11 protein-coding genes are annotated in these 12966 nt (G+C 41.8%); 6 read left to right on the top strand and 5 right to left on the bottom strand.

Going from position 1 to position 12966, the window contains the following annotated elements:
- The first annotated feature begins 293 nt into the window (after nt 1–293).
- The 3 genes from HWY38_RS06950 (at nt 294) to hpaB (ending at nt 5054) form a co-directional block, all read left to right on the top strand.
- Entirely contained in the window at nt 294–2501 is a 2208-nt protein-coding gene (locus tag HWY38_RS06950; protein ID WP_224181527.1) for a glycoside hydrolase domain-containing protein, read from the top strand.
- 71 nt (nt 2502–2572) lie between these two features.
- Entirely contained in the window at nt 2573–3460 is an 888-nt protein-coding gene (locus tag HWY38_RS06945) for a hypothetical protein (RefSeq protein ID WP_014416805.1), read from the top strand.
- 148 nt (nt 3461–3608) lie between these two features.
- Entirely contained in the window at nt 3609–5054 is a 1446-nt protein-coding gene (gene hpaB / locus HWY38_RS06940) for a 4-hydroxyphenylacetate 3-monooxygenase, oxygenase component (protein ID WP_224181573.1), read from the top strand.
- A gap of 55 nt (nt 5055–5109) precedes the next feature.
- Here hpaB and HWY38_RS06935 read toward each other — a convergent pair whose 3' ends face one another.
- Nucleotides 5110–5352 (bottom strand): DUF2651 family protein, encoded by a 243-nt coding sequence (locus HWY38_RS06935; protein ID WP_007408994.1) that lies wholly within the window; start codon nt 5350–5352, stop codon nt 5110–5112.
- Between the two features lie 334 nt (nt 5353–5686).
- On the opposite strand from HWY38_RS06935, the gene glpT reads away from it, so the two are divergent.
- Both glpT and HWY38_RS06925 read left to right on the top strand, forming a co-directional pair.
- Complete coding sequence (gene glpT / locus HWY38_RS06930) at nt 5687–7021, top strand: glycerol-3-phosphate transporter (RefSeq protein ID WP_003156725.1); 1335 nt, start codon at nt 5687–5689, stop codon at nt 7019–7021.
- 95 nt (nt 7022–7116) lie between these two features.
- Entirely contained in the window at nt 7117–8004 is an 888-nt protein-coding gene (locus tag HWY38_RS06925; RefSeq protein ID WP_224181526.1) for a glycerophosphodiester phosphodiesterase, read from the top strand.
- 180 nt (nt 8005–8184) lie between these two features.
- On the opposite strand, the gene HWY38_RS06920 is transcribed toward HWY38_RS06925, so the two are convergent.
- From HWY38_RS06920 to HWY38_RS06905, 4 genes are all read right to left on the bottom strand, one after another.
- Nucleotides 8185–8433, bottom strand: coding sequence for a DUF2651 family protein (locus HWY38_RS06920; protein ID WP_014720665.1), 249 nt, complete (start codon nt 8431–8433; stop codon nt 8185–8187).
- Nucleotides 8434–8500: 67 nt separating this feature from the next.
- Nucleotides 8501–9703: a hypothetical protein gene (locus HWY38_RS06915; RefSeq protein ID WP_224181525.1), complete on the bottom strand. Its 1203-nt coding sequence runs from the start codon at nt 9701–9703 to the stop codon at nt 8501–8503.
- Nucleotides 9704–9767: 64 nt separating this feature from the next.
- On the bottom strand, nt 9768–10508 hold the full coding sequence (locus HWY38_RS06910) for a hypothetical protein (protein ID WP_224181524.1): 741 nt from the start codon (nt 10506–10508) through the stop codon (nt 9768–9770).
- A gap of 390 nt (nt 10509–10898) precedes the next feature.
- A complete protein-coding gene (locus tag HWY38_RS06905; RefSeq protein ID WP_007609126.1) occupies nt 10899–12518 on the bottom strand; it encodes an APC family permease in 1620 nt (539 codons plus the stop codon).
- 185 nt (nt 12519–12703) lie between these two features.
- Here HWY38_RS06905 and HWY38_RS06900 point away from each other — a divergent pair, with 185 nt between their 5' ends.
- Complete coding sequence (locus HWY38_RS06900) at nt 12704–12964, top strand: hypothetical protein (RefSeq protein WP_003156732.1); 261 nt, start codon at nt 12704–12706, stop codon at nt 12962–12964.
- The last annotated feature ends 2 nt before the right edge of the window (nt 12965–12966 follow it).

The following is a 12966-nucleotide window of genomic DNA, read 5'->3' as shown; positions in this document are numbered from 1 at the left end:
CATTTTGACTGCAGGAAGAGATGTGAACAGCCCTTAAAATGACTATATGACTACTACTTATGATTCTTGTTATTTTTGATTAAGTGATAAAGTTACTTTAAACCGCTATCCATTTTGTTGTTTTTGTATCAATTGTCATAGCGAGGTCTTTTCCTATCAATGCCTCTCTTTCGGCGTTTGTTCTGCGGCTGTATGATGGGGCTCTCCTTGGATAAACTTCTGCACCCATGACAAACTGTCATACGTTTGCCACCTATGAATGAACGCACACTACACCTAATGGAGGGATTGCAATGGACGAAATGGTCCTGGAAACACAACAATGGCTGAATGAAACGTACAAAGGCAGACACGGGTACAACAAAGTGCCGGAAAACGGAAAAACGGGCTGGGATACCATTTACGGTCTGACACGGGCGCTTCAAATTGAGCTTGGTATTTCAGAACCTGCCGATAACTTCGGCCCGACGACACAAAGATTGTTTAAGCCGTTGAAAAAGCAGGCTCCCGATTCTAAGCCGACAAACATGAATTACATTCTGCAAGGGGCACTGTGGTGTAAAGGTTTTAACCCCGGCGGATTTTCAGGCGTTTTCTATGAAAATACCGAAAATGCTGTAAAAGAGTTTCAAAAAGCGGCCGGGCTCACTAAGCAAGACGGCATCGTCACGGCACTCATAATGAAGGCCTTGCTGGATATGAGCGCTTTTCGGTTAGTAGCGGGAGGCGACAAAAAAATCCGCCAAATCCAGCAGAACCTGAACCGGGATTACAATGACTACATCGGCTTGATGCCTTGTGACGGCTTATATGCCCGCGATACAAACAAGGCTCTCATTTATGCCCTGCAAAAAGAAGAAGGCATGAGCACAAGCGTCGCCAATGGATTTTTCGGGAACGGAACGACCAGCTTATGTCCTACCTTGACTCCCGGCGATTCACGGACAGGCTTTGTTTTGATTGTTCAATACGCGCTTTACTGTAATGGGAAATCATTTGACCCCGGTGAATTCGACGGAAAATACGGCGTCGGAGTTGTATCGGCAGTGAAAGCTTTCCAAAAGTTTATGTGCCTGCCGCAGACTGGTTATGCGGACATGCCGACGATTAAAGCTTTATTATCAAGCTCAGGCGACACAACACGGGCTGCTTCAGCTTGTGACACCGCTGCCATTTTGACGGCAGATACGGCCAAAACTTTACGTGAGAATGGCTATAAGATCGTGGGAAGATATCTGACCGGGAATGTGCGGACAAGCAGCGGACTGACATCGAAAGCATTAACGTCAAAAGAACTCTCCACTATTTTCAATGCCGGCTTAAGCGTGTTTCCGATTTATCAGGACGGCGGCTATGAATCTTCTTATTTTGTAAAAGACCAAGGAACGAGAGATGCGTACAGCGCTGCATCAGCCGCCCGAAGATTAGGCTTTCCTTCAGGAACGACCATTTACTTTGCCGTCGATTTCGATGCGTATGATTATGAAGTCACAGATAAAATCATCCCTTACTTTCAAGAAATCAAGTCAGCTTTTATGAAAATGCAGGCGTTCTCAACTGCGCCGAAATATGAAATTGGGGTATACGGACCGAGAAACATTTGTATCCGGACGTCAGAAGCAGGTCTGACCAAATATAGTTTTACGGCTAACATGTCGACCGGATTCAGCGGCAACCTCGGATACCCGATGCCGAAAAACTGGGCTTTTGATCAATTTTATGAAGGAACGATCGGAAGCGGAGCGGGAAAAGTCGCCATTGACAAAGACGGATACTCCGGAAAAGACTCGGGTGCAAGCAGCGTCCATCCGCCTTCTGATCCTGTGTATGATGCAAGATTAAACACATTAACCAATATCCTGTCAACAATTCCAGATTTAGAGAATGCATCCGGTCTTGCCAATATGATGTTCGAATTCGGTACAACCGAAACCATTTTAGCCTCTCCAACTTTAGATATCTTATTGTCTACTTCAATTCTGTATACGATCCCAAGTGAGGGGTCTGCTAATACAATGACAATAACGAATGGAAAGCCCGGGGCATATGTTACTGGTTTACTGGGAGATACACAAACAATACTTACGGCTTCAGACATCCGTTCTTATCAAAATTTATTAGACAATCTGAGCCTATCTGTAAGAAACGGTTATCTGGAAATGGCAGTGACCCCATCTGCTCAATCATTAGATGTTTCAATTAAAATCTATACACCTGACATTCCAGTTGCCGATGGGTCCACAACTGGACTTACGACCATGTTTACGTTTAGAATTAAAACGTATAAAGGTGTACCGGTTTCAGCTGCAGAAAGTGAATTAGCGAAGGACTGGGATCTTCTCCCTTCAGGCCTCGTTATTGTTGCAGGCCTGTCTGCTTTCTATTTTACCTCTAAAATCCTTACAGTTGAAAAACCGACTGGGAATAAAACTGTAGAAACGGTAACTGAATTTGCCGTATTTTTGTTAGCTCTTTACGCTTATATGACTGATCTCTACTAATCAAAGAAAAACTGCATGAATATCTCATTCATGCAGTTTTATTCCTATTATTTTTTTGGAGGTTTCACTCATTGAATGAAAATCAATCTGCATTTAACACAGCAAAGCAAACCGCACAAAGATTGTTAAAATGTAAGAATGAACAAGAAATGATGGACTTTTTAGCTGAACAGGATGTACATACGCTCAGTCTTTTAAAGTACTATTACTCTGCTCCGGCTCTTCCTTTTCAAATGCTCATGAAGATTGCTTTTTGCTGTATAGTGATGGCGTTGATCTTCACTTCATTCTTGTTTATTCAAGTCAAAACACTCATACCTATTCCCATTTTATCTGATCTGTTGCCGGCAGTGTTTTCACTGTTTACAATCGGATGCATTGTCGCGTTTTATATGTTTTTTTCGCGCGAAAAGAAAGACCGGTTACCTGACAGCCGCTTAAGAAGAAACACTTACTCCTTCCGGGTTATAAATATGATAAATACAAATCTGGAAAAGAAATATCGTACACTGGCTTCTTTAGCGGGCGGTAAACAAAGTGATGATACACTCGAAGAAAGCATGAAGCAGATTAGCTCTTGTAAAAATGATGAAGAACTGATGAAATGTCTTGAAGAACAAGATACTGAGAAGTTATTCAAGCTGAAAAATCAGTTTTCCAAACCTGACTCCTCATTATTTGATTTTATGAAATGGATTTTTATCGGAAGCGTTATTGCTATGTTTCTGACTGCACTTTTCTCAGGTCAAGTCAGCTATGTTCATGTTCCCCGCCTGCTTCCGTATCTCCTGCTTTTTTTATTCGCCAGGGGCTTAATATATCTAATAAAACTGCTGAAACTGTACCAAAAAGGGCCTTTGCACTCCATTCCTCACTTTACAAAGAACGCTGAAAACATCCGTATCACCGGAATGATAGACTTTGTCCTCGAACAACGATACAAAGACATGATCAGTTAAAAACCCCTCTGCTTAAGGGGTTTTTTATTATGCAATTCCTTCACCCCCCTTATAAAAAAGGCTTTTCTCCTTTGGAAATAACCGGAACACCCAATTTCGTTTTCAATATAATGAGGTAGTGGATCTGCATAGAAAGAAGGGCGACATGATGGGTATCATTAATGGAAAAATGTTCATTGACCGATTAAATCAGCTTGGAAATGAGATTTGGCTCGATGGTGAAAAGATCGAGGGACAGATTTCTGAACATCCCGCATTTAAGGGCCTTCTGGAAACGAAGCGCTCTCTTTATGATTTGCAAACGAAACCGGACATGAAAGATCAAATGACTTACAGTCTTCCCGGTAAAAAAGAACGGGCCGGGCTTTCATACTTGCAGCCGAAAACGAAAGAAGACGTAAAAAGAAGAAGAAACATGTTCGAACATTGGGCCAGACACACGCACGGAATGATGGGACGAAGCCCGGATTATATGAATACCGTGCTGATGAGCTTCGCTTCCTCCGCCGCGCTTTTGAAAGACCGCGAGCATTGTTTTCCGGAACATGTTCAAGCGCTGTACGAACGCGCTGCTGCACAGGATCTTTCTTTTACGCACACGTTTATCACCCCTCAGGTGAATCGTTCACAAATGGGTGTAAACGTATCGCCGACACCTATCTCGGCAAAAGTCGTCGATAAAAATGAAAAAGGCCTCATTATACACGGCGCCCGGATTTTAGCCACACAAGGCGGCCTGACGGATGAAGTGCTCGTGGTTTCTCTGCCTAAAATGTATTTTGAATCGGATGAAGCGTTCGCTTTTTCAATCCCTTCCAATACAAAAGGAGTAAAATTCATCTGCAGGGAATCTTTCGTACTCGGAAAATCAGCGTTTGATTATCCGCTCAGCTCAAGATATGAAGAAATGGATTCTATCGTTGTATTTGATCACGTTTTGGTCCCTTGGGAACGCGTATTTTTTTATAATAATTACGAGGCGGCTTTTGATTTTAATATGAAAAGCTCTTTTAACGCCTTCGCATTTCATCAAGTTATCACGAGACAAATTGTAAAGACGGAGTTTCTCCTGGGCCTCGCCCAAACGCTTGTCGAAGCGATAGATGTGGGCGAATATCAGCATATTCAGGCTAAGATGGCTGAAATCATCACCGGTCTGGAAACGATGAAAGCCCTTTTGGAAAAGTCGGAGAATGATGCGGAAACAGATGAATGGGGTTATATGCGTCCGAGTGTCACTCCGCTTCGTGTGGTCAGCGCGATTTTTCCCGACATCTACCCGCGCTTCACGGAAATCATTCAGCTGATCGGAGCAAGCGGAATGGTGACTTTGCCGACTGAAAAAGCGTTCCGTTCTGACATCAGAGGAGACCTTGACCAATATTTGCAGGCGGCCGAATTGAACGCTGAGGACCGGGTAAAAGTGTTCCGCCTCGCATGGGATTTGACCATGAGCCCCTTCGGAACAAGACAGACACAATATGAGCGGTACTTCTTCGGTGACCCCGTCCGCTTGGCCAGCCATCTGTACAATAGCTATCCGAAAGAAGAACAGACCGCTGTCATCAAGGACTTCCTGAACATTCATAAATAAAACAAAGCAGAGAGCGCATCTCTGCTTTTGATAGCTGGATCGGCTGCCGCCGATCCTATTTTTTATTTTGGCTGATCACCACCATCGTAATATGCGATAACGCGAAAGAGACGAGCGTGTACACGACGGCCCACCCGATAAACGAGAAATTCAATACGGTAAAGGTGCATATAAGGCAAACGGCCAAAGCGGCAGCCGGCATAATGAACGCGTTTTTAAACAAATATGTTCCGGCGACTGACAAGATGATGATACAAAGCGGCAGAACACCGAACGCAAAATCCAATTCATCAATCAACAGATGCACTCCCTTCGCTTTTCTTAGTTCGGCCTAACACATCTTATGCCTGAGTACAAAATCGAGTACTTCAAATCTTTCGCGCTCCGGCTGATATTCCCTCCGGTTATTTATTCAAAAAAATGAAAACTTTCCTTAAAGCGTTTACATTCACGTCAGACTGTGATAATTTAAGAAAGCGCTATCATACACAAGTTAATGATTTTTGGATGGAGATGAGGAGAACCAGGAAACCCCGCCCTTTCACAAGGGTGATTTCTGGTTCTTTTTGTCATTTTCAAGGAAAGGAGTCATACATACATCATGATAGACGTTCAGCAAAGGGGAGGATATGATGTTTCAATTGTTTAAGCCGGCTCCGCATATTGAGAGATTGGATGATTCAAAGACGGATGCGGCCTATAAACGGCTCAGGCTGCAAGTATTTTTGGGGATTTTCATCGGGTATGCCGGGTATTATTTGCTTCGCAAAAACTTTGCCTTCGCTATTCCTTATTTTCAGGAACAAGGGTTTTCAAAAGGGGAACTTGGCTTGGTGCTTGCGGCCGTATCAATCGCTTACGGCTTCAGTAAATTTATTATGGGGATGGTGTCTGACCGCTGCAACCCGAGGTATTTCCTTGCGACAGGCCTGTTTTTGTCAGGTGTCGTAAACATTTTATTTGTTTCCATGCCGTGGGTCACGTCAAGCGTGACGATTATGTTCATTTTTATGTTTATTAACGGATGGTTTCAAGGAATGGGCTGGCCGCCTTGCGGACGGACGATGGCTCATTGGTTTTCCATCAGTGAACGCGGAACGAAAATGTCGATATGGAATGTCGCCCATAACATAGGCGGAGGTATTCTCGCCCCGCTCGTGACTCTCGGCATCGCCATGTTTGTTACTTGGAAAAGCGTATTTTTCTTTCCGGCGATTATCGCCATCGTCATTTCATTTGTGATTGTTCTTCTCGTTCGGGACACGCCGCAATCCTGCGGGCTTCCGCCGATTGAAGAATACCGGAATGACTATCCGAAACATGCGTTCAAAGACCAGGAAAAAGAGATGACCACCAAAGAAATTCTTTTCAAATACGTGCTGAATAATAAATTTCTGTGGTATATCGCATTTGCCAATGTCTTTGTTTATTTCGTGCGGTACGGTGTCGTTGACTGGGCGCCGACTTATTTGACGGAAGCGAAAGGGTTCTCTCCTGAAGACTCCAGATGGTCTTATTTCCTTTATGAATATGCGGGAATTCCGGGAACGATTTTGTGCGGTTGGATCAGCGATCGTTTTTTCAAAAGCCGCCGCGCGCCGGCAGGCGTACTGTTCATGGCCGGCGTATTTATCGCTGTATTGGTCTACTGGCTTAACCCTGCCGGTCATCCGCTCATCGATAATATCGCGCTGATCAGCATCGGCTTCTTAATCTATGGACCTGTCATGCTGATCGGGCTTCAGGCCATTGACCTTGCGCCTAAAAAAGCGGCGGGAACGGCAGCCGGCTTAACCGGGTTTTTCGGCTACATCGGAGGCTCCGCTTTCGCCAACGCCATCATGGGTTATGTCGTAGACCGCTTTGACTGGAACGGCGGCTTTATCATGCTTATCTCCTCATGCGTGCTGTCCATCGTCTTCTTGGCTATGACGTGGAATACGGGCAAGCGGGCGGAGCATGTGTAAGAAAATAACATAAAAGATTAATATTTTTGCAGTACAGCATTTACAACGATTTTCTACACTAGAGACAGATATTGATTTTTAAGGGGGAAGAAAACATGCGGAAACATAAGTTGTTTGCTTTAGTATTGCTTTCACTCGGTTTATTGTCATTCATCGTCACGCCTGTATCGGCAGCGGGAAAAGGAAACCTCTTGTCTCCTGACAGAATTTTGACCATTGCCCATCGCGGTGCTTCGGGGTATGTCCCGGAGCACACGATCCTTTCTTATGAAACTGCGCAAAAAATGAAGGCTGACTATATTGAGTTGGATTTACAAATGACAAAAGACGGCAAGCTGATCGTCATGCATGATGAAAAACTGGACCGCACCACAAACGGACAAGGCTGGGTGAAGAATCATACATTAGCCGAGATTCAAAAGCTCGACGCCGGCTCTTGGTTCAATAAGGCCTATCCGGAAAAAGCAAAACCGCAATACGCCGGACTTCGCGTTCCCACACTTGATGACGTGTTAAAACGGTTCGGCAGACATGCAAACTATTATATTGAAACAAAGGCGCCCGAAACATATCCGGGTATGGAAGAAAAACTGATCGCTTCACTGAAAAAATACAAATTGGCAGGTAAGCATGCAAAACTTGGACAAGTTATCATTCAGTCTTTCAGCAAGGACAGCCTTCTGAAAATCAAACAGCTCGATCCGAAACTTCCCGCCGTCCAATTGCTTGAAGCGGAACAGATGACGTCAATGACTGACGCAGATTTAACGGACATAAAAACATATGCCGTCGGAATCGGACCGGATTACAAAGCGCTGAACGCTCAAAATGTCCGAAACATTCGCAGCCACGGCCTTCTGCTTCACCCTTATACCGTGAACAGCGAGGCGGACATGCGCCGTCTGCTGAATTGGGGCGTAACCGGTGTGTTTACCAACTATGCGGATATATTCCAAAAGGTTAAAAAAGAATACAAATCATAAAGCCAGCATGGGTTCGGGGATGATGCCGAACCCATGTTTTTTTGCCCGATAATGCAAACGCCATCATGTTATGTAGCGGGCGGATCATGTTATTAAAAGGCTGAGACTCACCTTAATTGTAAAAAGGTATCACTGTAATGATGAATTACTTGTGATATCTTTTTAAACAAAGGAATATAATTATTTATTTCTATTATCTATTTTCTTTCTTATACTATTTGTAATAGACGATAATACAAGTGATACTAAACCATAGACAACAACCCATCCCCAAAAGGATAGATTAAAAACAGTAAACATTAGTATGACAGAAACAACTATACTGACAAGCGGCATTATATACACTTTTTTGAAAATATAAGTGAATATAATCGATAAGACGATAATAGAAAGTGGTAAAATACCAAAAGCAAGATCTAGCTCATCCATTATTATTCTCCTTTGTGAATTTAATTTCCCCTTAAGTATACTCACTCAGCTGTCTAGCCATTTATATCTAATCACCCCATACTTCTTTGTTTTTCTTAATCATAAAAAAGTCATATTCAGAAACATGGGTATTGTTAATAATTTTTTCAAGTCCTCTGATAGGAGTAGATTTCAATTTTTTTCCGTTTTTATAAGAGTAAGAATTAATCACATATTTCCCACCCTTGCTTATTTCTAACAAGAAAATTTCAGACTCATCAAAATAAGTGAATTTTGCTTGGTTTTCAAATTTTGTTGATCTATGTAATGGGAGTTTTTTCTTCGGCTTCATACTTTTCAGATCAAAAGTATAAAGTATTGAATTAGCTGCCAAATGATATAAAGTGTCATTTTTCACAAAAAAGTTATTAGTGGAAAGAGGAATTGCCAGTTGAGAAATTTCATCAGGGATATTATAACTGCCTAAAGGATATGCCCCTTTAAACTTATTATGCTTTAAATCAATTTCTGCTACTTTGAATTGTACTTTGTTTGATTTATCCGTTTGGTTATATAGTATAAAAAAGGCTGAGTTTTTTTTAACTATTATCTGTGAATAAACACTCCAATTTTCTTCATTTAATATAGGAATTGTTGTTCCTTTCCCTACTGTAACTTTATCTTTATCTATTTTAACATCCTGGAAAGTCGGTGTTTTGATTGAAGAATCTTCATTTATCACGTAAATATATTCACCGTCATTACCGGTACTTGTATAGAAACCCGGAATAATTTTTTCATGAAATCCATTGCTGTTACCCCATCTGATTAAGCTATTATAATGGTTTTTACCGACTTCTTGATTATTCAAAAAATAAAATATATTTCCTTTTATTAAATGACCCGATGACTGCCCATAACTTGTATGTACTTGATGTTGCATCGGGAATTTTTTGAAGTTATCGCCTATCATATAAACTTCTTTTTTGTCCTGTCTAACTATGTTTTTTTCATCTTGTGCAATGGTTCCAACCTCAATAGCATCTCCTTTTACAGCTGTTGCTGCTCCTTTTTCATCAATATATACAGTGTAACTCCCATCTTTAGGGTAATCTATTGTTGCTGAATAATATATAGCTGCAATTTTATCATTCAAGAAATTCTTTTCTTTTTCTGTTTCAGTTTGTTTAACATCAGAAGCTGAATTAGTATATTTAAATGTTCCAATACATATAAATATACCTATTAATACTATGACCCCAATTATAATAAGCCACTTAATCTTGTTCAAATATAATCTCACTCCTTAAAATAATATGACTCCCTAAATAAACTTAGGGAGTGAACATAATTCATCAAAATGTTTTAATAGTTTTTGTATAATTGGAATCTCTGATGTCTCTTGGATAGACACCCAGACCTTTATCTTTATCCATATCTATACCAGCCTTTAGCTTAAAAGCTGACCATAATAGTTTTGAACAGTTTTTATCACCATAATGACTCGATTTTCTATTTGTTGCAAAATTATATGAATAACCATCCTTCCCAACCCTGCTGTAACCCCAATTTACTGAATTATTTTTTTTAGAACTAGAAACTTTCACATTTTGAATTACAGCATTTTTTTCGACCTTACGTTTCGAGGAAGCTATTGCACGAACACCTTTTTTAGGGACCGATTCGACAATTTGATTTCCCTTATAGTACATACCGACATGTCCATGCGGAAGCCCAAAAGTAGATGCAGGTGTATAGTAAACATTACCTTTAGAGCTTGATCCTATAATTTTTGGCCCGCTATTCTTGCCCATTGTGCTCATTCTATTACTTTTATCTTCTTCTTTATCTAGCTTTTCTTGCTTCTTTAATTCAGTTTTAATTTCCTCTAAGATCTCATTAGATGTTTTATTATCTTGTTTAACTAGATCATTAACAGATTCAATTAATTCTTTTTTCGACAGATTCGGATTCATTTTCAATATGTAGTTTACTGTTTCTGAATTATACGAGTCTACAGCCTTAACACTCGTAAAACCTCCAAATACTAAGGGAGTAATGATGCATAATGTTGCAAAAAATTTTCGCGTTTTCATACTTATTACCTCCAACTATTTATTTAATCTCCTATATTTTAATTTATTATACATTTATTGTAAACACGACTTACGTACTGTATTTTCTCTGTGGTTAATTATTTGCCTTGTCTCAAAAACTTTGACTTGGAGTAAAGGAAAACGGAGAAAGTTACGGAGAAGAAAGAAATATAAAAGATTAATAGTTGCCCAACATATCTTTTACATTCATTCTTTAGTATGGAAGACAGTTATTGATAAGACGGAGAAATCATGAGAAAAAAAAGAATACTGTCCCTGGTTGCCTGTCGTTAGGCTTTCTCATTCATCGTCACGTCTGTATCGAACCCATGTTTTTTTGCCCGATCAAAAAACCTTGCGGGAACGTTACCGCAAGGTTTTTATCAATCACTATTCTTTTCCGGCAGCGGCTTCCGCCTGTCCGCCTTTTAATTGATCGTTGATTGCTTTGGCGTCTTTCAAATACTCAGTCTTGAAGCCGCTCTTCAGCGCCCATGCATAGAAGGCAAGGGCAACGATTGCGATCAGCCCCATATCCCACCCGTACGGAATGATGTTCAGACCGCCGAATTTTTCACTTCCGAGCCATGAAATGACCATCATGCTGAGCAGATAGAAAACCATCCAGACGCCGCCTTTAAAGTTTCTGCGGAATCCTTTCCACTTCGCTTTCGCTTGGTAGTAGAAATAAATCGGAAGGCCGATCAAAATGATAAACAGCACCTGCCCTGTTAACGGCCAGCGCGCCCAATACAGCACGAGAGACGCGAACACGAAGCCGAGCGGTGCAACCACGCTGAGGCCTTTCAGACGGAGAGGCCGGTATAAATCCCCCGCCGTCCGCCGCAGCGTCATCACCGTCACGGGACCCGTGATATAAGAAATCAGCGTCGCAACGGAAATGATTTCAGCAAGCACACCCCATCCTCTGAATAAAAACAGAAAGATAAACGATACGATCAGATTGAAAATCATCGCTTGGCGCGGCACGCCGTACAGCGGATGAAGCTTTCCGAAAATGCTCGGCATATATTTATTTTTTTCCATGCCGTAAATCATGCGTGACGTCGTAGCGGTATAAGTGATACCCGTTCCCGACGGAGATACGAACGCATCCGCATAAAGAATAATGACAAGCCAGTTGATATTCAATGCGATCGCCAAATCGGCAAATGGAGAGTTGAAGTTCAGGTGACTCCAGCCGTGAACGATCATGGAAGGTTCAACCGCACCGATAAATGCGATTTGCAATAGGACGTAAATGACGGTTGCGACCAGCAGCGAACCGACAACCGCAATCGGAATCGATTTGCCGGGATTTTTTGCTTCTCCGGCCATGTTAATCGGGCTTTGAAACCCGTTAAACGCAAATACGATACCTGATGTGGCCACCGCCGTCAGCACGCTCGCCCAGCCGTTCGGCGCAATGCTTGAACCGGATGTGAAGTTTCCGCCGTGAAAGCCGGTAAACAGCAGCGCTCCGATTGTCAGCCCCGGAATAATAATTTTAAAGATGGTAATCAATGAATTCGCTTTTGAAAACAAGTTAACTGTCCAATAATTCAGTAAAAAGTAAATAATCAGTAATACGGATGCGAAGCCGAGCCCCTCTCCCGTAAGAGTGCCGTTGTGAACGAGATTGCTTGTCCATTTTGCCCATTCCCACGGCCATGAGCTCATATATTGAACAGACGCAACCGCTTCCACCGGAATAACGGAAACAATCGCAATCCAGTTTGCCCATCCTGCGATAAATCCAATAAATGATCCATGAGAATATTGAGTATATTTTACCATTCCCCCGGCTTCCGGGAACATTGAACCCAATTCACTGTAAGAAAGTGCGATAAATAAAATAACGATCATACCGATAATCCAGGAAATAATTGCGGCAGGTCCCGCAATCTGAGCCGCCCGCCACGCCCCGAATAACCAGCCGGAGCCAATCATCGACCCAAGTCCGACCATCATGAGTGCAAACGTTCCCATTCTGCGATGTAATTGATTCATAAAGTTAACACCTTTCAATTAAAGTATGACTCCAGCGCTATCATATATTTATAATATTATTCTGAAAATAGTTTTGTCAATCTTTATCGCATTAAAGCGGAAAGCCAAAATTAACCTTCAGATGTTTAAACAGCCGTTAAGCGGGAATAACTACTGCAAGCCAGAAATAGAAAGGAGTTTTTATCGTGAAACAAAAACTGCTCATTTCAGGACTTGCCGTGTCGACTGTCGGAGTGACTTCCTACCTGCTCAAAGATAAATCAAACCGCCAAAAGGTGATGAACTTTATCCGCAATATGAAAACATCGCTCTCCGGGAAGCAGGATATTGAATCATTCCCCGTCAACAAAGCAGGCAACCCGCATCCCGAAGATATTGAAGATAACAAAATGGTATCTGAAGGCTCCATGTACCCGGTTCAATATTATGATGACAAGAAGAAATAATC

The organism is Bacillus sp. KS1, assembly GCF_020075515.1.
Taxonomy (GTDB): Bacteria; Bacillota; Bacilli; order Bacillales; family Bacillaceae; genus Bacillus; species Bacillus velezensis.
Note: the sequence above shows the minus strand (reverse complement) of the source record. Positions and strands in the feature narration are given on the sequence as shown.